A 20,422-nucleotide genomic window follows, 5' to 3' on the forward strand; every position below is an offset into this window, starting at 1 on the left:
GGGCTTGTGGTTGCCTAGGGCGAGGAGTAAGTGGGCATCCGCTGAATGACGCCCTCAGGCACATCCCCGGGTTCACAATAGATTTTGCCGGGCAGGCGCTGTAGAGGTGGGCGGACTGTCACATCATCGCTCATCATTTCCACATAGGCTTTGTAGAGATTGCTGATATTGCGCACATACTGCACGGGCTCGGAGCCTCTCACATAGCCGTATCTAGCCCGCTTAAAGTACTGGGGCTGGGCCAGTTTCAGCATGGCGACTTCCACATTGTCGAACCACACATTGGGATCCAGTCCCAGTTCTTTAGCCAGCCGCTGGGCATCGAGTAAGTGGCCGTATCCTGCATTGTAGGAAGCGAGAGTAAACCAGAGTTTATTTACGGTTGGCAAAGCGGGATTAAAGCGATCGCGTACCCAATCCATATATTTTACCCCCGCTTTAATACCTCTTTCAGGTTCGAACAGCGGCGGAGGAAATCCCATTTCCTCGGCTGTGGCAGGCATTACCTGCATCAATCCCTGCGCGCCAACTGGAGATACGGCTTTAGGGTTGAAATTGCTTTCCTGCCACATCTGCGCGACGATCATGCGCCAATCAAAATCGTATTTAAAGGCGGATTCCTTCACCAACTCATCGTAAGGAGAGAGGTTTTCTCCCGGTATTACCCGGGAACTTACTCGCTGGGTAAATCGTTTGTTCGGCTCAAAATAAGCCTGGTATTGTTTTTGATATTGGCTCGTTTTTCTGTAATTTTTCAAAAACTTATTCAAGTTCTGTAACAGGTGCCAATTTTGTCTTAATACCATCCAGCCCTGTGGACGCGGGTCACCGATAAGGGTTCCGAGTACCAGTTGTGGCTGAACGGATGCCTCAATCTTGGCTCGACCGGAGTGGGATATAGTCGCATCTACCAGCCCGTCGGCGATTAATGAGAAGATTTGTGACTGGGAAATATCTGGCGGCGCCACACGGATATCGACATCAATACCTGCTTCTTTCAATGTTTCAGCGGTTTCAATAAATGATGAATAGGCGCGCAGGGTTAACTTGCGGCCATTAAGATCCTGAATCTGGGTGATGGGAGGGCTGCCTTTACCACTGACGATCTGGTCTGTGGATTCGACATAGGGCTTGGTGAATACCATGCCCTGGTCTTCACGGGCACTGGTAATATTGAGTTCAGCCCCGGCAAAGTCACCGCGACCCGCCCTCAACCAGTCAGCAAGGTCTTCTTCGTAGGGGACAACAATAACCTGGAGTTGGAGTTTGTGCTTATTGGCAAAAGCCTGGGCAAGATCGTAGTCAAATCCCATTAATACCCCTTTCCATAAGAAATAGGTTGTCGGCCCATTGTAAGTGAGTAGCCTGATTACCCCCGATTTTTTAATACCCTTCCAATCGGTAATACGTTCTTCCTGGGACTTAACCAGGTTGCGGGTCAAAAAATTATCGAGAGTGGTATGTAGGCGTTTGGAATCTTTGCGTACGCCCCAGGCAATATTTTGCACTTCAGATACATCTGCACCAATCCGCATGTCATCGCGGTAATTGCGCAAATCCTGGGCTGAAAAATCCTCCAAAATAGCAACCCGGTTCTTCTGGCCATTGATGATATCCAGCAGGGTATCTCGGTTACCATTGATATCAATTTCTCGAATAGTTAGGTTTGAGTTTGGATTTTCGGCAACAAGTTGCTCTGCAGTTTCTTTAATAGAGGAGCCGGCGGGAATAATAAATTCCAGGTCCTTTAATTTGCTCGCATCTGAAATATCTGGACCTTCAGGGCCAGTGACGAGTACTAACCGCGAATGGCGAAGAGGAACCGTGAAGTCAATAATTTCTTCACGGGCGTCAGTGACAGTCAGGTTATAGGCAATTACATCTGCCTGGCCATCGATCAGCATTTGCACCGCGTCATCGGGCGTTTCAGCTTTTATCCACTTGGGCTCCAGCTTTAACTGTTTGGCCAGTTTGTTGGCCAGTTCGAAGTGACGGAGACTCACCACATCGTCACGAGGTAGCAGGTCCTCGGAAGCGCCGGTTAAATTAACGAACCGAATTGTGCCGTGTTTTCTTATGTCCCTAAGGTCACCGGTTTCGATGTAGTTGACTTGCTGTTCTTTAGCGGGGGTTATCTCAGGCAGTTGCCCTGATCGCTTGTCGGCATCCTGCGCTTCGGCAGCTGACATGGTGACTGATTCGGCTACTCCAGATTCACGATCTGGTTCCGTGCAGGCTGCAAGGGCAAGCAGTAGTACTGAAAGTAGTATCAAGGTCCACTGGTTGAGGTGGATAGCAGTAGATTCACTATCCATATATTGCTCCGAAGGCACTCTACCTCAACCATTATAGTGTCATAGTGTCATAGTGTCATAGTGTCATAGTGTCATAGTGTCATAGTGTCATAGTGTCGCTTGATTTGCGCTCTTTAATTGTTAAGGAAATCAGTTTTCGATGGTTTTAACTTTTGCAGTGAAGTTCCCTTTGGCCAGCTTAATATGGACTTGCTGGTCGGTATCCAATTCTGCGCTATCGCGAATTGCGCGATTTTCTGAATCCAGAACAATGGCGTAGCCTCGCTGCAATACTGCCAGGGGACTGATGTTTTGTAGTAATTGGGCCCCGTGGGAGAGTTTGTCGCTGCCGCGCTGTAATATCAGTTGCATCGCACGCTCCAGGTTTCCCTTGAGTTGCATTAACTGCTTTCGACTATTGTCGAGTCGGCGTGTCGGTAGGTTGTGGGCAAAAGCTCTGGAGGCGGAATCCAATTGGGATTTGCGACTTTGGATTTGCTGTTGGCAAGCTGCTACCAGGCGCATCTCCAAATGATCCAGGCGCTGGGCTTGATTGAGGAGCTGCTCCTTGGGGTGGCGCAAACGGTTGCGTCGCAATTGAACCTGTTGAGATAAATGCTTCAGCTGGTTGTCCATGGCGCGGTGCAATCTGCGCTGGACCTGGTCAAGCCGCTGTAAAATTTCTGCAGCATTGGCGCTGGCTATTTCCGCTGCGGCAGAGGGGGTGGGTGCGCGCAGGTCTGCGGCTAAATCTGCAATAGTCGTATCGGTTTCGTGGCCGACTGCAGAAATAGTGGGAATAGGGCTTGCGGCCAGTGCGCGGGCGACAATTTCTTCATTAAAAGACCACAGGTCTTCCAGGGAACCTCCGCCGCGACCGACAATTAATAAATCGTGGCGACCACTGCGGCCCGCTTTTTCAATCGCTGCTGCGATTTGCTGAGCGGCATCCTGACCTTGAACGGCTACGGGCCAGATTTCAATTTGTGCAGAAGGGTGTCTCCTGCCCAATACGTGAATCATATCCCGTATTGCTGCGCCTGTCGGCGAAGTGACAATGCCGATATTGGTTGGCAAAAACGGAAGAGAGCGTTTTCTGCTTGTTTCGAACAGGCCCTCAGCATTCAGTTTTGCTTTGAGCTGTTCCAGCTGGCGCATCAGGGCGCCAAAGCCGGCCTCCTCCATATGCTCAACGATTAACTGAAATTCTCCGCGCCCTTCGTACAGGCTCACCCTGGCCCTGATTAAAACCTCGCGACCATTTTGCGGCCGAAAGGCGACACTGCGATTGCGACCGCGAAACATGGCGCAGCGCACCTGGGCCCGCGCATCTTTAAGGCTAAAATACCAGTGCCCGGAGCTGGGTATGGAAAAATTGGAAATCTCCCCACTGATCCATAGAAGGGGCACACTGCTTTCCAGAAGATGTTTAACTTCCCGATTCAGGTCACTTACCGACAGCACGCTGCGCTTGGCATTTTGACTAGGGGGAATTGTCTGCATCGGTGAATCTCGTCGGGCGTATTGGGCGGAGCAATATTGCAGTATCGCCCTTATAGGTAAAGAGCTTTACCGTACAAATCCGTTTTTCTGCAAATTGATGTTTGCGCTTTGGGCGCGTAGAGGTATAATCGCGCCGATACCCAATCCCGCCTATTCGAGGTTTGAGTGTCAACAATGTCTGAATCCAATCTGCGCATCGCGCGCGAAGCCCTCACTTTTGACGACGTCCTACTTGTGCCCGGATATTCCGAGGTCACGGCCAAGGATGTGAGTTTAAAAACCCAACTCTCCCGCAACATTACCCTGAACATCCCCATTGTGTCCGCTGCTATGGATACAGTGACGGAAGCTCGCCTGGCCATTGCGTTGGCCCAGGAAGGGGGTATCGGCATTATTCACAAGAGTATGTCGATAGAAGAGCAAGCTCTTGCCGTTCGCGCGGTGAAGAAGTTTGAAGCCGGTGTTGTAAAAGACCCTATTACTATTGAGTCCGATGCCACTGTGCGCGAGTTGATCGCGCTGACCAGTCACCACAATATTTCCGGTGTACCGGTAATGGATCGTGGCGATTTGGTAGGTATCGTCACCAGCCGCGACGTTCGCTTCTTAACTGATCTCGATGTCAGTGTCGCCAGCATCATGACGCCGAAAGAGCGTCTGGTGACGGCCCACGAAGATGCGAGCCCCGACGAAGTCCGCGAACTGCTGCATAAGCACCGTATCGAAAAGGTACTGGTGGTTAACGACAACTTTGAGTTGCGCGGCCTGATCACTGTTAAAGACTTTAACAAAGCAGAGCAGTACCCGAACTCCTGTAAGGATTCCGACGGTCGCTTGCGTGTGGGCGCGTCTGTGGGCACCAGCCCGGACACCGATGATCGCGTAGCCGCATTGGTAGAAGCCGGCGTTGATGTGCTGGTAGTAGATACCGCTCACGGTCACTCCCGCAACGTGATTGAGCGCGTGCGCCGCATTAAGGAAATGCACCCCCAGGTGGACGTGATCGGTGGCAACATTGCTACGGCTGATGCAGCGCGTGCACTGGTTGAGGCCGGTGCGGATGCGGTTAAAGTGGGTATTGGCCCCGGTTCTATCTGTACCACCCGTATCGTAACGGGTATCGGCGTACCCCAGGTGACGGCAATTGCAGAGGTTGCCACAGCCCTTAAAGAATTTGGTGTGCCCATGATCGCCGACGGTGGTATCCGTTACTCCGGCGATATCTCCAAGGCAATTGTTGCCGGCGCCTCATCAGTTATGATGGGTTCCATGTTCGCCGGTACCGAAGAGGCGCCGGGCGAAGTTGAGCTCTATCAGGGCCGTACTTACAAGTCCTATCGTGGGATGGGTTCTCTCGGTGCTATGTCCCGCACCCAGGGTTCTTCCGATCGCTATTTCCAGGATGCGAGCAAGGGCGCTGAAAAACTGGTACCGGAAGGTATCGAAGGTCGAGTGCCTTATAAAGGTCCGCTGTCAGCCATTGTTCATCAGATGATGGGTGGTTTGCGTTCAGCCATGGGTTACACCGGCAGTGTCGATATCGAGATCATGCGCACTCGTCCTGAGTTTGTGCGGGTCACGGCAGCCGGTATGGGTGAGTCCCATGTCCACGACGTTCAAATTACTAAAGAAGCCCCCAACTACCCGGTGGGCCGACGCTAAGCCTTCGACCTTCCCCAGGTGAAAAAATTTAGACGGAACAAGCAGCAAACGGACCTTTAAGGTCCGTTTGCCGTTATTTAATCCAGTTATCGAGTAAGTCATGAGCCAAGATATCCATTCCAGCCGAATACTCATTCTCGACTTCGGGTCCCAGTACACACAATTGATTGCCCGCCGTGTCCGCGAGCTGGGCGTATTTTCTGAAATTCGCGCTTTCGATATGACCGAAGAGGAAATTCGTGAGTATCAGCCCAAGGGCATTATTCTCGCCGGTGGCCCCGAGTCGGTACCGGAAGAGGGCTCCCCGCGCGCGCCGGAAGCGGTTTATAACCTGGGCGTGCCGGTACTGGGCATTTGCTATGGCATGCAGACCATGGCTCATCAGCTTGGAGGCACCGTACAGGGCAGCGATATTCGCGAATTTGGCTATGCCCAGGTAAAAGTTGAAGGCCAATCCAACTTGTTGAGCGATATCAAAGATCATATCGCTGATGATGGCAGTTCCCTACTGGATGTTTGGATGAGTCACGGCGACAAGGTAGTGGCGATGCCAGAGGGCTTCGAGCTGTTGGCTTCCACCGATTCCTGCCCAATTGCCGGTATGTACCACGCCGAGAAGAATTTCTTCGGTGTACAGTTCCACCCGGAAGTGACTCATACCCTGCAAGGCATGCGTATTTATGAGCACTTTGTGATTGATATTTGCGGGTGTGAGAAACTCTGGACTCCCGCGAACATTATTGAAGACTCTATTGCTAAAGTCCGCGATCAAGTGGGCGAGGGCAAGGTGCTGCTCGGTTTATCCGGTGGTGTCGACAGCTCTGTGGTCGCCGCTTTGCTGCACAAGGCTATTGGCGATCAGCTGACCTGCGTATTTGTAGATAATGGCCTTCTGCGTAAAAACGAAGGCGACCAGGTAATGCAGATGTTCGCCGACAATATGGGCGTCCGCGTTATCCGTTCTGATGCGGAAGAGGATTTCCTTGGGCGCCTCCAAGGTGAAAAAGACCCTGAGGCCAAGCGCAAAATCATTGGTAATACCTTTATTGAGATTTTTGATCGCGAAGCTTCCAAGTTACAGGACGTGAAATTCCTGGCCCAGGGCACTATCTACCCAGACGTTATTGAGTCCGCCGCCGCAAAAACCGGCAAGGCACATGTGATTAAGTCTCACCACAATGTGGGCGGCTTACCGGAGGATATGCAGTTTGAGCTGGTAGAGCCCCTGCGTGAACTGTTCAAAGACGAGGTTCGTAAGATCGGCCTGGAGCTGGGCCTGCCTTACGACATGGTTTACCGCCACCCCTTCCCGGGACCGGGTCTGGGCGTGCGGATTCTCGGTGAGGTAAAGCGGGAGTATGCCGATATTCTGCGAGAGGCAGATGCGATCTTTATCGAGGAGCTGCACAACGCCGATTGGTATCACAAGACCAGCCAGGCCTTTGCCGTATTCCTTCCGGTAAAATCTGTGGGTGTTGTCGGTGATGGCCGTCGATATGAATACGTGGTTGCTCTTCGCGCGGTAGAGACTGTGGACTTTATGACAGCGCGCTGGGCGCATCTCCCCTATGAGCTGATTGAGAAGGTTTCCAACCGCATTATCAATGAGATAGAGCACATCTCTCGTGTGGTCTACGACGTTTCCAGCAAGCCTCCCGCGACAATTGAGTGGGAGTAACTGCCGAATCAAGAGGGGGGTGCTTAGCACCCCTTTCTTTTTTTGTTTTGGGCTTCGCGTCTCATTTTCCACAGCGGCCCCTTCTCTCTATTCGATCTTTAATTGGTACGGATTGTCGCTAAACGCTCAGCTAAGACTTCGCTAACTCGTTGATTTTTTGAGCGTTTCCCGGGTTGTTTATTTTTTCTTCATATTGTCACAAAGACCAAATGGCGGGCCTTTCCGGCCTACTACTCTAAGTTAGTCACAGAGATATCCACAGAATCTGTGGGTAGTGGATAATCCTGGTTAGATTGGGATTGAACTCGTGGGATAAGTTGAGGGAGTGGGAGGCGGGCACCTCCCATAGGGGCAGAGTTAGATTTCTCGACGGAAGCTAATTAGTGCGGCCGTGACCGCTACATTCAAGCTTTCCACATCGTTTTGCATGGGGATACGCACCAGTTCATTGCACTGAGCTGCGACGGCATCGCTAACACCGTGGGTTTCATTGCCCAGCACAAAAATTGTGAAGACGTTACTGGAGACCTCTTTCAAGGTGGTCCGGGCGTGGGATGACAGCCCACAAACCTGAGCCCCCGCTTCGCGAAACTCCCCCAGGGTGGCTGCCAATTTGTCACAGCGCAAAATCTGGGTTTTAAACAGTGTGCCTGTGCTGGCTTTGATAACCAGGGGGTCTATCTGTGCACAGCCTTTCTTTGGCAGGATGATTCCATCAATGCCGCCGGCACAGGCTGAGCGAATAATCATGCCCAGGTTTTGAGGGTTGGTTATGCCATCCAGGGCCAGAAGTTCATAGGTGTTTTTGTGCTCTGGGGCTGCAACCTTCTGTAAAAAGTCCTCCGCTCTGCCGTAGTGGGGCAGGGCCAGGTCGAGGGCTACACCTTGGTCCTGACGGGAATTCTTCGAAATCCGGGACAGGCCCTTGCGATCCCAGTAAGCAATTTCAATCTGACGCTCTTCCGCCAGGGTTTCCATCCGCTGGATCAGCTGGTCGCGCCGGTTGCTGCTGGCCAGATGTAATTTATGGACGGGTACAGATAAATCCTCGAGAGCCTCGAGCACAGGCTTGCGCCCATAAATTGTCAGGAGGCTATCGAAGAAGGCTTTCTTTTCCAGGTATTCGGAGGAGTCTTTCACCGCGTTGGCTCACTCAGCAGTTCGATCAATCTGGCTGCGCTCTCAGGTGAGAGCGAGCCGCGCCGCGCCAACTCTACACAGGCGAGGCCCAGATGGCGATAGCAAAGTGCCAGTTGGCTATCTACTGATGCAAGGCTTTCCACCTGGGCTCCAACGGTTTCCACATCCCCCCTGGCAATGGGACCTGTCAGAGACCTCTCTGGTCCCAGCTCCAAATTGTTTTGCAGAGTCTGTGAAACAATCGGCGCCAACAGGCGAAGAGCACTGTCCCGCTCTATGCCAGCGGCTGCAAAGCTTTGTAAGCTCAGGTCCATTAGGGTGGTGAGGTAGTTGGAGGCGATCACTGACCCAGCGTGGTACAGGGACTTGTTAAGGGGATCAATAGCCAGTGTTTCACAGCCAATGGCTGCAAAAGCCGCAGAAATAACCTCTACCGCATGACTATCCCCTTCGACAGCGACGCTGGTTTTGGCAAATGTTTGCAGCGAGGTTTCCGGTTCGGCAAAACTGTGGACCGGGTGGGCACTGGCAACCAGGGCGGGTCCCAAGGGGGCTAGTTCTTTAGAGCTGAGAGCGCCACTGCAGTGGAATATAATAGTGCGCTCATCGACCAGCCCGCTATCGGCAAGCCTCTGCGCAAATATAGCGATTTCACTATCGACACAACCAATCAGCCATAGGTCTGCTGAAGGCATTTCTGAGAGGGAATCGACAGCATTGCCTGCACCGATAAATCGACAGGCACTTTTTCCACTTTCGAGACTGCGGTTATAAATTGACTGTATCTCGAATACACCGCTCTCCTGCCACAGCCGCCCCAGGGTTTTGCCAAGGCGGCCTGCGCCAATAATGTTGAGGCTTTGCATCAGTTTCCAGCGAGGCAGTCGACGTAGGCGTTAACGGCATTCTCCAGGCCCATACTGATAGCATCGACAGTAAAGGCGTGGCCAATGGAGACTTCCTGCAAGCCCGGTAATGTGCGATAGCGCGGTAGGTTAACCAGGTTGAGGTCATGGCCGGCATTAATCCCCAGTCCCAACTGATGTGCGTGCTCGGCGGCGGCACAGTGGGCAGAGAAAATTGTTTCCAGCCCTGGGCTCTGTTTGGTTACGGCTTCGGCATAGGGGCCTGTGTAGAGCTCAATACGGTCAGCACCGACCTGTTTGGCCAGGCTGATCTGGTCCAGGTCTGGATCCATAAACAGGCTGACACGTATCCCGGCATTTTTAAGTTGATCAATTATCGGAACTAATCGATCTCCATCTTGCTTGAGGTCAAAGCCGTGATCTGATGTGAGCTGATCATTAGTGTCGGGAACCAAAGTGCACTGGTCCGGTTTGGTTTCCAAAACCAGTGGTATTAGGCCGGGGTAGTCCCCCAGGGGAGCGGCGAAGGGGTTGCCTTCAACGTTGAATTCTATGTTCTTGCGGCTGGCGCAGAGTTCTGCCAGGTCGCGCACGTCGCCGGGGCGAATATGTCGTTGGTCTGGACGGGGGTGTACGGTCAGCCCCTGGGCTCCGGCGTCGAGGCAAGTGCGCCCGTGGGCGATTACGTCGGGAAAATTGCCCTCGCGGGAGTTGCGGATTAAGGCAATTTTATTGAGATTTACGCTGAGAGCGATCAATGCTTATTCTCCCTTGCTGTGTTCAGCGACTGTGTTGTCGCTGGTAGTAATTCGTTTTGCGGAAAGAATCCGAATCGGAGTATTGGGAGCCTCTGGGTGCCTGCGATAAAGGCCTCGGGGTTCCCGCTCAATTTTTTCTACGATATCCATTCCCTCGATAACCTTGCCAAAAACTGCGTAGCCAGGCTTATCCTCGCTGGCATCCAGACGGGTGTTATCTACCAGGTTAATAAAAAACTGGGACGTGGCACTATCGGGATCGTTTGTGCGCGCCATGGAAAGGGTGCCACGCAGGTTTTGGAGCCCGTTAGCTGACTCGTTGGCGATAGCCTCGCGAGTTTCTTTTCTTTGGAAATCAAAAGTGAAACCACCGGCTTGGACGACAAATCCAGGCACAACACGGTGAAAGATAATTCCATCGTAGAAGCCGCTATCGGTATAAACGAGGAAGTTCTCTACGGTGACTGGTGCTTGCTTGGCATATAGCTCGATACGAATAACCCCAAGATCAGTTTCTAGTTTCACCTGAGGGTTTTGGGCAAATAGCGGAAGGCTGAATAGAGTACAGAAAAGAAAAATAACTAATTTACGCATCATCCGTGTCCTTTGAGTGTCCGGGGGTAATCGGTTTACCTCTGTGCCAGCGAATGGTTATAGGTAGAGAAAAAGTATTTGAATATCGCTGCCTGAGGGATGCTTTTCAGCATTCCCACAGGCGTATAGTAAGCGATTTTGGATGTGGCGAGGGAGATCAGTTGGCCCACTCGGAATTGCGTTTGCGCGGGCGCACATGGGGGGCAATCATCGCCAGAATAGCGCCTAATACAACGGATAGGGCACCGTACACTTGCCACTTGCGGGCATCGCTACCGGACAGGCGCTGAATTTCCGCCTCCGCCATGCTTTTTTCCTGTTTCAGTAATTCGTACTGATGCAGGAGCTTTTGATGGCGATCGTTGAGCGAAATTGCGTCGGCAGAAAGGGATTTCAGGCTCTTGAGTTCGGCGGCCAATTCCTGGCTCTGCTGCTGGGCAGAGGTCAGGGCGCTATTCAGTTCGCCGTTTTCTGTCTCCAGCCGACGAACTTCTCCCCCCAGGTTACCTTCCATTTTTTCAAAGCGGGCCAGGTTGGCTTCTGCAGTTGCCAGCTTTAATTTCGCCACGGGCTCACTGACTAAATATTGGCGTCTGATCCAGCCCTCGGTGCCGTTGGGCGTGCGCACTTTTGCCCAGCCGTCCGAGGCGGCATCTTCGAGCAGAGCCAGCTCGGTACCACTGGCCAGGCCGCGGTGTAGAATCCGGAATTCATTGCCTTTGCCAGAGCGCATGGGCACGTGAAGTTGGTCGGTAATATAGCGGGTCTCCGCTGCAAGTGCCGCTGGTGCTGAGTTCAACAGCGCTACAGCGAGCACACCGGACAGTAATTTCTTCATTGTGATGCAGCTTTTTAGTTAGAGTTTTTATCAGGGCAGTACAAGCTTGTAGGGCTTGACTGTAACCGATGCATAGACGCCAGCTTCGATATAGGGGTCACTGCCAGCCCAGGCTTTGGCCTCCTCCAAAGAGGGGAATTCAGCAATTACCAGACTGCCGGTAAAGCCGGCTTCACCGGGTTCTTCGCTATCGATGCTGGGGTTTGGGCCGGCAGCCAGGAGACGACCTTCATCTTTGAGAAGGTTGAGTCGGGCCAAATGACCGGCGCGGGCTTTTTTGCGTAAAGGGAGACTATCGCTAACATCTTCACTGATGATTGCGTACCACATTGTTTTGAATGCTCTTGTTAGTTTTTTTAAGGTGTTATTGCGCGACCATCACTTCTTCCAGTTTCAACCCGGTCAGCTTGCCGATACGGGAGAACAGGAAAAAGAGAGCACCCATCAGAATCAGGGTTGATGGGATCGCAATAACCAGATATCCATAGGCGGTCATTTCGCCCAGCTCGGTGTTGTAGGCCTCTGTGCCCGGCGGGCTGGTGACGATCATTTTGGCGAGAATGTAATTCAGCGCCGAGGAGAAAAAGAATGACCCGGCAACGATCCATGAAGTCTGGCGCAAGGTGCGGTCGAAGGCTGGCTGGTTACCATTGGCCTGTAATGACTCGGCGATCTTTGTCGTATTCAGGATTTGATCGTTGTACAGCAGGGTTTTGACCAGCGGCCAGCGGGTGTAAACGGATAGTGCCGTGGCAACACCCAGTAGGCCAGGGATTGCAGCTTCCTTAATCGCAATATACTGCGGGTCCAGCTTGAGCAAGCTGATGCCGCCAGTGAGCAGGATGCCAATAAATCCGAGGGCTGAGAAGAAATTGACCTTGCCCAGGCGCAGCAGGTCGCGAAGGCCATATCCCAGCGGGAAGGCCAGGGCCACTATCAACGCCCAGGTTGGGCCCAACCAGTCATCCCCAGAAAGCTTGGTCAGTATCAATGTCGGAATAATGACATTGAAGGCGATATTGCTGAGAAACCCTTCCTTTTTAGGTTTCTCGGGAGATGTCGTGGTCGAATTCGTTTCGGTCATACTCAATTCCGGTGATAATGCCCGCTGGAAACTGATGGGGCTGATAGCCCGTTCAATTTCCCCGCTGACAAAACTACTGTCAGACTTCGGCCCTGGCGAGTCACCTGTGAGTGACTGCTAGTCCGGGCCTTATCCCTGAAAACGCCGAGTGCCGCATAGACAGCGCAATAGGGCGATTGTTCCTGAAAAGACGGATATGGCGATCTTTTTCATCGTCGAACTGAGTGAGAGCCTGTTGTTGAAGACCCTTTCAGCCGATTTGAATACAGACCTGGTAGATCTGCACTGCCACAGTACCGCGTCTGACGGTATTTTAAGTCCTGCGCAGCTGGTGTCGAGAGCGAAATCCCAAGGTGTGACGATGCTCGCCCTGACCGACCACGATACGGTGGATGGAGTGCATGAGGCTCAACAGGAAGGTGACTGCTTGGGCGTAGATGTGGTGGCGGGGATTGAGTTCTCCAGTCTTTGGGGGCGCAGACCCGTACATATTGTTGGTCTGAACATTAATCCCGAATCGGGGCCTCTGCAAGAAGCCATTCAGCTGCGTGAGCAGTTGCGCGAGGAGCGGGCAGAGCGTATCGCGGAGAAGCTAGAAAAACGCGGCTTTAGCGGTGCCTTGGAGGGTGGACGTGCCCTGGCGGGCGACTCGGTACTGGGTAGGCCCCATTTCGCACGATGGCTGGTGGAAGCTGGGCATATAGATGATACCGGTAAGGCATTTAAGCGTTACTTGGGTGCCGGCAAGGTGGGGGATGTGCGGGTCGAGTGGCCCCAGCTGGGAGAGACTATCGCCACTATTCACCAGGCCGGTGGCTGTGCGGTATTGGCTCATCCCCTCAAGTATGGATTGACCCGCACCCAGTTATTACGATTGTTGGGCGCATTTCTGGAAGAAAAAGGAGATGCTGTCGAATTGTTGTGCGGTCGGCAGAACCCGACACAGACGAGGGAGTTGAGGAAACTACTATTCTCAGCTGCGGAAGCGGCGGGCAAATCAATGCCATATTGCTCTCTTGGCAGCGATTTTCACCAGCCGGAGCAGCCCTGGCGTGAATTGGGTTGTGTCAGGTTGCCCGCAGACGTCGAGCCGGTGTGGAATCTGTGGCACACTCTGCACCGGGAACAGCGGGGTCACGTTTCGCTGCCCTGATTCCGGCTTGTGAATTGGGGGCCATCGTCCGGCTTTAAGCCTGGTGGATGGCAGTGAGGTATTTTCAATCGGTAAGGCTTTTGGGGGGCTTTGTGGCGCAGTTTTTTCAGATTCATCCGGATAATCCTCAAGGCCGCCTGATCACTCAGGCAGCAGAGATCGTCGCCCAAGGGGGCGTTATTGTTTTTCCCACCGATTCAGCTTACGCCATAGGCTGTCGACTGGGAGAGAAGCTGGCGGTTGAGCGCATTCGAGGAGTGCGCCAGCTGGACAAGCAGCACAACTTCACATTGATGTGCCGAGACCTATCGGAGCTGGCGACCTATGCCAAGGTCGACAACCAGATGTTTAGGCTGTTAAAGAATCATACGCCGGGTTCCTATACCTTTATTATGCCGGCGACCGCCGAAGTGCCGCGCAGGTTAATTCATCCGAAGCGCAAGACCATCGGTATTCGCGTGCCGGATAATCCCATCGCCCTGGCCCTGATTGAAGAATTGGGCGAGCCGTTGATGAGCTGTAGCCTGATTATGCCCGGCGAAGAACAGCCCCTAACCGAACCTTACGATATCCGCGATACCCTGGAGCACCAGGTGGAATTGGTTATCGATGGCGGTTTCTGCGGGTTGGAGCCCACCACCGTGATCGACCTGACGGGTGATGAGCCCCAACTGATTCGTCAGGGATGTGGGGCAACTGACGAAATACTCGGCTGAAAGCTGCGGCGCCGTGTATAATCGCGCGTTTGCACGATTGAGGGTGGGGCAGGGTGTCCAGTGATGAGTTACTAGCAGAGGTCGAGGAGCAAGTGCTGGCCGAGGTTGCGGCGAGCGATGATGAAGCTCCTGCCCAGGCTGGCGATGCGGAATCGCAGGGCCAGGACTCGGATGAGGATTCCCCCCTGGCCTTGGTGCAGGGCGAAATCTTTAACGACCTCCCGCAGGATCTCTTTATTCCACCAGATGCTTTGGAAGTTGTTCTGGAGGCTTTCGAGGGGCCTCTGGATCTCCTGCTATACCTGATTCGCCGCCAAAACCTGGATATTCTCGAGATCAACGTCTCCGACATCACCCATCAATATATGGCGTATGTGGAGATGATGACGGCAATTCGCTTTGACTTGGCCGCCGAGTATCTGGTCATGGCCGCTATGTTGGCGGAAATAAAATCGCGGATGCTGTTGCCGCGACCGCCGGAAGCGGAGGAGGAAGAGGGCGAGGACCCCCGCGCGGCTCTGATTCGCCGTTTGCAGGAGTATGAGCGTTTCAAAACTGCGGCAGAGGATCTCGATGAAATCCCTCGTGTTGGCCGGGATGTTCATCAGGCCAACGCAGAGGCTCCCGATCGCAGCATCACACGCCCCGACCCTGAAATTGACTTGAAAGAAGTCCTGGTCGCCCTGGCTGATGTGCTGCGGCGTGCGGATATGTTTGAGAGCCACCAGGTTGAGCGGGAGAAGTTGTCCACCCGCGAGCGTATGACCCAGGTGCTGGATAAGATCCGCCACGGCCAGTTTGTGCCCTTTGTAAGCCTGTTTACCGTTGAGGAGGGTCGCCTCGGTGTCGTAGTGACCTTCCTGGCAGTGATGGAGCTGGTAAAAGAGTCACTGGTGGAGCTGGTGCAGAATGAAGCTTTTGGCCCGATCCACGTGCGCGCTCGCGCTGCGACCCACAGCAGTGAAAGCGAAGACGGTGCTGACAGCGAGCCTGAGGACCAGATTCTCGAAGAGGTTGAAGATCCAGAGGACGCTGTAGAGGCCTTGGATAAAGCATCGGAAATGTATTCGAGTTAGAAAATAGAAGATGACAATCGCCCCCGAATTACTGCGCAAAATCGTCGAAGGCGCCCTGTTGGCCGCGGGCCAGCCTCTCAGTGAAGAAAAACTGTTGTCTTTGCTGGACGAGGAAGAGCAACCCTCCAAGACTACCCTGAGAGATGTGCTTGAAGAAATCGCCCAGAGTTGTGCTGACCGAGGGTTTGAACTGAAGAAAGTTGCGAGTGGTTGGCGTTTTCAAGTGCCGGAAGACCTGGCTCCATGGGTGAATCGGCTGTGGGAGGAAAAGGCGCAACGGTATTCCCGTGCAACCTTGGAGACCCTCGCCATTATCGCTTATCGACAGCCGGTAACCCGTGGTGATATCGAGGATATCCGCGGCGTTGCGGTGAGTTCGCATATTGTTAAAACCCTGCTGGAGCGCGGTTGGATTAAAGTTGTGGGACAGCGGGACGTGCCCGGTAAGCCGTCTCTCTACGCAACAACCCGGGAGTTTCTCGATTATTTTAATTTGAGCACCCTGGATGATTTGCCGACTCTGGCGGAGATCCGCGATATTGAGAGCCTGAACCAGATTCTGGAGCAGGAAGGTTTGCCTCCAGAGCCGGTTCCCGAGGAGGGGGAGTCCGAGGTGGGCAGTAGTGCTTCGGAAGACTCTGAGTCAGAGCAAGGCTCCGAGGCAGAGCCCTCTACTGAAGCCCCTGCGGCCGAATATGAAGATATAGACGATGCCTTGGTAGAGGCTTTGGCTGAGGAAGTTGCTGCTGAAGCATCAGGCGCCGAGTCCGAGTCCGAGCCCGGAGTAGACGCCGAAGTAGCGCCCGCCGAGACGGATGCAGAGGAAGACCCAGTGGAAACTGCGGCAGCAGAGATTCAGTGGGAGATGGCGCAGGAAGACTCTGAAGATGATTTGGAGTTGGATATAGATGTTGATCTAAGTGAAGAGAGTGAACTTCACAGTGATGAGGAAAGCAGCGCTGAATCGCTGCAAGCAGAAGAAGAGAGCGAGGACTCTCTAACGGCAACGTTACCACCCAGCAGTATGTTTGCCGAAGACGACACAGCTGAAGAGGTCGCCGAGAAGTCGGTGGAGGCAAATGCTGATGTCGATGAAGATTCCAAAGAAGTAGTACAAGTGGAAAGCACCACCCCATGAGTGATGGTACCCCGCCAGCAGGCGAGAAATTACAGAAAGTATTAGCGCGCACCGGCCTCGGTTCGCGCCGTGAAATGGAGCGCGCAATTGATGCGGGCCGCGTAACCGTAAATGGAAAAGTGGCGGAGCTCGGCGAGCGTGTAACCGACGCGGATCATATCGAGTTTGATGGTAGCCGGCTGCCTTCGGCAGAGCAGAATCGCTGCCGGGTAATACTCTACAACAAACCGGTTGGGGAAATATGCTCCCGCCACGACCCGGAGGGCCGCCCGACGGTCTACGATCGCCTGCCGAGACTGAAAACCGGCCGCTGGATTTCTGTTGGGCGTCTGGATTTCAACACCAGTGGTTTATTGCTGTTTACCAATAGCGGAGAGCTGGCCAATAAATTAATGCATCCCTCCTCGGTAATCGACCGCGAATACTTGGTTCGAATCCAGGGTGATGTGGATGAGGAAATGAGGCGGCGCCTGCTCAAGGGCGTGTTGTTGGATGATGGGTCGGCGCGCTTTACCGACATCGTAGAGAGTGGTGGTGAAGGTAAAAACCGCTGGTTCTACTGCGTAGTGATGGAGGGCCGCAACCGCGAGGTGCGTCGTCTGTGGGAGTCCCAGGGAGTTAGAGTTAGCCGCTTGAAGCGTGTGCGCTACGGCAGCGTCTTTATTCCCTCCCATGTGCGCGTCGGGCAGTGGATTGAGATGGAGCCCCGCGAGATCGATGACCTCTGCGTAACGGCGGGAATGCCGAAACTGGGCCAGCGCCCATTGACCCAGGGTGAGAAACAAAACCTGGAGCGCCAGCGCAGGAAGTTGCGCAAGTCACCGGCGCCAGCCGCGCGACGCAATCGACCGAAGTCGGTTTAAACAGAAAAAGCCCGCAAATTGCGGGCTTTTTTGTATTTCAGTAATCGCTACTCTTAATTGCTGAGTGTTACTGCTGGTTTTCCGGTGTTTCTCCTGCTTCCTCTTCATTCTGGTCTCGCAGTTCACTGGGGACACCCTGAGGGCCATCACCCATTGCATCATCTACATCGGATGGAATATCTGAAACTGAATCGGTGGAGGTTCCGTCGGAGGTGCTATTTTCCGGTGCTGTTTCAACCAGGTTTTTAAGTTTTTCCAACCCTTGTTCATAAGACTCTCCCACCATTTTTTTCACTGCCAAGCCCATCCAGCGTTCTCTGGGACCACCGCCGGTATCGCTGTGGAAGTTCCAGGTAAGAAGGGTGCCGCCATCCTTTGGTTCCAGCTGGAATTCTGCCGTGGCCTGGCTGCCATCACCAAAATCCAGCTTGGTGGCGACTACAGAATCTCGCTTGCTGGCGAAGATAGTTTGACTACCGCTTCCGGCTTTGGAGTTTTCGCCGCGCCAACTCATTTTGGCGCCGACGCCTTCCAGGGGACCGCTGTACTCATAGAGTACCGAGGGGTCGATATGGCGCCATGGGGACCACTCGTTGAATTTGTGGAAATTATTAACGTAGGGGAAAACCACTTGTGGCGGTTTGTTGATAAATACGCTGCGATGAACAGTGACTTCGCGTGGGAATAAATATCCCGCGAGCACGAGAATTACCAAGGCAATAAGAATATAAATAATCCAGCGCATAGCGGGTTCCTTTGCTATTTGCGGGTGCAAGGAAGCAACCGCCAGAAAACTCTGGCGGTAGAGATGCTTATATTAGCTGCTGCGATGCTTAATCGTCGGCAATATGTAGCAGGGGGAGCTTAATCTCAACACACAGGCCCGCATCCCGGCTGTTTTTGGCGCTGATGCTTCCCTGGTGATGCAGGATGGTGCGCTGGGCGATAGCGAGTCCCAGTCCAAAGCCACCACTTTCCCGGGTGCGTGCACTATCTGTGCGATAGAATGGGCGGAAAATAGCCTCCAATTCCTCATCTGCCACGCCGGAACCTGAGTCAATGACTGAGATAGTGCAGGATTCTGAGGATTCTTTAATCGACACCTTGACCCGGCCGTGCTCGGGACTGTACTTGATTGCGTTGCGCAGGATGTTCTCCAGGGCAGCGGTCAGGGAGCTGCCCCGGGTTGCGACAAGGAGCTCTTCCCCTTCGGAGCGAATTTCAAAGGATAGGTCTTTGTCAGCAGCTTCGCTGTGGAGGTCTTCCGCCAGGGCGCTTATCAGGGCATTTACTTCCACTACGTCATCCAGGGGGCGCTGCTCCTGGCTGCTAATAGGAAGTGATAGCACGTCGGCAATAATATCTTCCAGGTAGTCCGCTGCCTTGCCGATTTTATCCAGTTCTGTATCGAGCCCGTTAATTTGCTTTTGGCGGGCGATGGCCAGTGCCACTTGCAGGCGCGCTAATGGCGAGCGCAGTTCGTGAGAGACATCCTTGATCAGGCGGCGCTGCTCGGACATCGACTCCTGAAGCTGGGCAGTCATAGAATCGAAGTCCAGGGCCAGGTCAGTCAGTTCATCATTCCGAGACTTCAGGGATGGAGCCACGCGGTAGTCCAGTTCGCCGGCAGCCACGCGCTTGGTGGCGGCGCGCAACTGTTCAAGAGGGCGGCTCAGGTAGCGGGCCAGCCAGTAGCAGGCTAGGCCTGAGGCGATCATGGAAAGCAGTAACATCGGCCAAAAGTTGCGCCACAGGAAGCGCAGCAATAGGCCTTCCTTGCTATCCCCAGCAACGACGACGATACGCAAGGGGTCTCCGGTGCGCAGCGGCAGGAAGAAGCCTACAGTGGGCTTGTTATTTACCAGTTTGTGAGCTTCGCGATTGCGGTAATCAAGACTGTCGATCAACGAGCCCATATTTGATGGCACTTCGCGACCGAGGATGTCGTTGCCTTGTTGATCAACCGCATAAACCCGCCGTTTGACTTTTTTGGGGGCTTTCTCGAGCCAGTGCTGGAATTGTTCGGGACCGTGACGGCGGGCGATTCGCATATTTCGCATGACCTCGCGAAAAAGGGCGGGGCCCTCCCAGCGTTCCTCTTGTCGGGGATCGCCGAATTCACCGAAGTGGGTAATGTAAATGGCGGCTACAACCATCACCATGGCGGTGATCCAGGCCCCAAAGAACATTTTCCAGAAGAGACTGCGCATCGTGGAAAACCTACTGCTTGCTCTGGGTGAGCATGTATCCGGCGCCTCGGATGTTGATAATCAGGTCGCGGCTGGCACCTTTATCCGCGAGCTTTTTGCGAATGTTGCTGACATGGACATCGATGGAGCGGTCGTAGGGCATCAGCTTACGGCCAAGGGCACTTTCAGTGAGAACCTCTTTGCCAACCACTTCACCGGCATGCTGAACCAGTACTTTGAGCACGGCGAACTCTGCGCCGGTCAGAGCCAAAGCCTGATCGTTCCAATAACCCTGATGCTCTGCAGGCAGTAGTCGAATCTGGCCACTGCTAAGACTGTCGTCGCTCTCTTCAGTTTCGACTCGGCCGCGGCGGAGCACTGCGCGCAGTCGGGCCGCCAACTCCCTGGGATTGCAGGGTTTGGGCAGGTAGTCGTCGGCACCCATTTCAAGGCCGACGATACGATCCACAGTGTCTCCTTTTGCAGTAAGCATCAAAACCGGCAGGGAGCGGCTTGCTGCTGATGCCTCCTCCCTGAGTTTGCGCAGTACTTCAAAGCCATTGTGAACGGGCAGCATGACGTCCAGAACCAGAGCGTCAAAGCTCTCGCTCTGAGCAAGCTCTAATCCCCGGCCACCATCATTGGCAGCAGTTACTTGAAAACCCTCTCCGGTAAGGTACTCCCTTAGTAAGTCGGTGAGTTCGGTGTCATCGTCGATTAAAAGGATGCGGCTCATGGCGTTCTCTCAGTTTCTGTGTGGCCATTATATGCAAAGCGCTGGCGCTGGTTACCGCCGGCGATGGAGCTTTTTACCGTTCTTAACAAATGTTTACCGGCGTTTTCCCCCGTTTACATAAGCTGCGCTTACTA

Annotated in this window: 19 protein-coding genes; 7 read left to right on the forward strand and 12 right to left on the reverse strand. The window is 53.6% G+C overall.

The window, feature by feature from the left end; genetic code table 11:
- Nucleotides 1-14 precede the first annotated feature (14 nt).
- Together ACJJIS_RS05290 and xseA are read right to left on the reverse strand one after the other, a co-directional pair.
- Entirely contained in the window at nucleotides 15-2,315 is a 2,301-nt protein-coding gene (locus ACJJIS_RS05290; RefSeq protein WP_475709638.1) for a transporter substrate-binding domain-containing protein, read from the reverse strand.
- Nucleotides 2,316-2,444: 129 nt separating this feature from the next.
- Nucleotides 2,445-3,797, reverse strand: coding sequence for an exodeoxyribonuclease VII large subunit (gene xseA, locus ACJJIS_RS05295; protein ID WP_475709639.1), 1,353 nt, complete (start codon nucleotides 3,795-3,797; stop codon nucleotides 2,445-2,447).
- Between the two features lie 174 nt (nucleotides 3,798-3,971).
- On the opposite strand from xseA, the gene guaB reads away from it, so the two are divergent.
- Nucleotides 3,972-5,459 (forward strand): IMP dehydrogenase, encoded by a 1,488-nt coding sequence (gene guaB / locus ACJJIS_RS05300; RefSeq protein WP_475709640.1) that lies wholly within the window; start codon nucleotides 3,972-3,974, stop codon nucleotides 5,457-5,459.
- Nucleotides 5,460-5,559: 100 nt separating this feature from the next.
- Nucleotides 5,560-7,137: a glutamine-hydrolyzing GMP synthase gene (gene guaA, locus ACJJIS_RS05305; protein WP_444893162.1), complete on the forward strand. Its 1,578-nt coding sequence runs from the start codon at nucleotides 5,560-5,562 to the stop codon at nucleotides 7,135-7,137.
- Nucleotides 7,138-7,494: 357 nt separating this feature from the next.
- Here the strand turns inward: guaA and rlmB are convergent, their stop codons facing one another.
- The 7 genes from rlmB to ACJJIS_RS05340 form a co-directional block, all read right to left on the reverse strand.
- On the reverse strand, nucleotides 7,495-8,277 hold the full coding sequence (gene rlmB, locus ACJJIS_RS05310) for a 23S rRNA (guanosine(2251)-2'-O)-methyltransferase RlmB (RefSeq protein WP_475709641.1): 783 nt from the start codon (nucleotides 8,275-8,277) through the stop codon (nucleotides 7,495-7,497).
- Nucleotides 8,274-9,143, reverse strand: coding sequence for a Rossmann-like and DUF2520 domain-containing protein (locus ACJJIS_RS05315; protein ID WP_475709642.1), 870 nt, complete (start codon nucleotides 9,141-9,143; stop codon nucleotides 8,274-8,276). The genes rlmB and ACJJIS_RS05315 overlap by 4 nt, the downstream gene beginning before the upstream one ends.
- Nucleotides 9,143-9,901 carry a pyridoxine 5'-phosphate synthase gene (locus ACJJIS_RS05320; protein ID WP_475709643.1) on the reverse strand — a complete coding sequence of 253 codons (759 nt, stop codon included), beginning with the start codon at nucleotides 9,899-9,901 and terminating at the stop codon, nucleotides 9,143-9,145. Before ACJJIS_RS05320 ends, ACJJIS_RS05315 begins: the two co-directional genes overlap by 1 nt.
- A 3-nt stretch (nucleotides 9,902-9,904) precedes the next feature.
- Complete coding sequence (locus ACJJIS_RS05325; protein WP_444933849.1) at nucleotides 9,905-10,498, reverse strand: peptidylprolyl isomerase; 594 nt, start codon at nucleotides 10,496-10,498, stop codon at nucleotides 9,905-9,907.
- A gap of 154 nt (nucleotides 10,499-10,652) precedes the next feature.
- Entirely contained in the window at nucleotides 10,653-11,333 is a 681-nt protein-coding gene (locus tag ACJJIS_RS05330) for a TIGR04211 family SH3 domain-containing protein (RefSeq protein WP_282933705.1), read from the reverse strand.
- A 30-nt stretch (nucleotides 11,334-11,363) separates the two neighbouring features.
- Nucleotides 11,364-11,663, reverse strand: a complete 300-nt coding sequence (locus ACJJIS_RS05335; RefSeq protein ID WP_444933848.1) for a YciI family protein — start codon at nucleotides 11,661-11,663, stop codon at nucleotides 11,364-11,366.
- 34 nt (nucleotides 11,664-11,697) lie between these two features.
- Nucleotides 11,698-12,417 (reverse strand): VC0807 family protein, encoded by a 720-nt coding sequence (locus tag ACJJIS_RS05340; protein WP_282933704.1) that lies wholly within the window; start codon nucleotides 12,415-12,417, stop codon nucleotides 11,698-11,700.
- A gap of 196 nt (nucleotides 12,418-12,613) precedes the next feature.
- Here ACJJIS_RS05340 and ACJJIS_RS05345 point away from each other — a divergent pair, with 196 nt between their 5' ends.
- The 5 genes from ACJJIS_RS05345 to rluB all read left to right on the forward strand — a co-directional run bounded on the left by ACJJIS_RS05345 (nucleotide 12,614) and on the right by rluB (nucleotide 17,363).
- Complete coding sequence (locus ACJJIS_RS05345; RefSeq protein WP_444933847.1) at nucleotides 12,614-13,570, forward strand: PHP domain-containing protein; 957 nt, start codon at nucleotides 12,614-12,616, stop codon at nucleotides 13,568-13,570.
- 92 nt (nucleotides 13,571-13,662) lie between these two features.
- A complete protein-coding gene (locus ACJJIS_RS05350) occupies nucleotides 13,663-14,286 on the forward strand; it encodes an L-threonylcarbamoyladenylate synthase (RefSeq protein ID WP_282933701.1) in 624 nt (207 codons plus the stop codon).
- A gap of 53 nt (nucleotides 14,287-14,339) precedes the next feature.
- Nucleotides 14,340-15,362, forward strand: coding sequence for a segregation and condensation protein A (locus ACJJIS_RS05355; RefSeq protein WP_413662840.1), 1,023 nt, complete (start codon nucleotides 14,340-14,342; stop codon nucleotides 15,360-15,362).
- Nucleotides 15,363-15,372: 10 nt separating this feature from the next.
- Nucleotides 15,373-16,500, forward strand: a complete 1,128-nt coding sequence (gene scpB / locus ACJJIS_RS05360; protein ID WP_475709644.1) for an SMC-Scp complex subunit ScpB — start codon at nucleotides 15,373-15,375, stop codon at nucleotides 16,498-16,500.
- Complete coding sequence (rluB, locus tag ACJJIS_RS05365; protein ID WP_444907630.1) at nucleotides 16,497-17,363, forward strand: 23S rRNA pseudouridine(2605) synthase RluB; 867 nt, start codon at nucleotides 16,497-16,499, stop codon at nucleotides 17,361-17,363. Before scpB ends, rluB begins: the two co-directional genes overlap by 4 nt.
- 67 nt (nucleotides 17,364-17,430) lie before the next feature.
- Here the strand turns inward: rluB and ACJJIS_RS05370 are convergent, their stop codons facing one another.
- The 3 genes from ACJJIS_RS05370 to ACJJIS_RS05380 all read right to left on the reverse strand — a co-directional run bounded on the left by ACJJIS_RS05370 (nucleotide 17,431) and on the right by ACJJIS_RS05380 (nucleotide 20,288).
- Entirely contained in the window at nucleotides 17,431-18,108 is a 678-nt protein-coding gene (locus tag ACJJIS_RS05370; protein ID WP_413662837.1) for an SRPBCC family protein, read from the reverse strand.
- 88 nt (nucleotides 18,109-18,196) lie between these two features.
- Nucleotides 18,197-19,573, reverse strand: coding sequence for an ATP-binding protein (locus ACJJIS_RS05375; protein WP_475709645.1), 1,377 nt, complete (start codon nucleotides 19,571-19,573; stop codon nucleotides 18,197-18,199).
- A gap of 10 nt (nucleotides 19,574-19,583) precedes the next feature.
- A complete protein-coding gene (locus ACJJIS_RS05380) occupies nucleotides 19,584-20,288 on the reverse strand; it encodes a response regulator (RefSeq protein WP_444914384.1) in 705 nt (234 codons plus the stop codon).
- Nucleotides 20,289-20,422 lie beyond the last annotated feature (134 nt).

This window comes from Microbulbifer maximicatervae (SeqCode) (assembly GCF_056231245.1).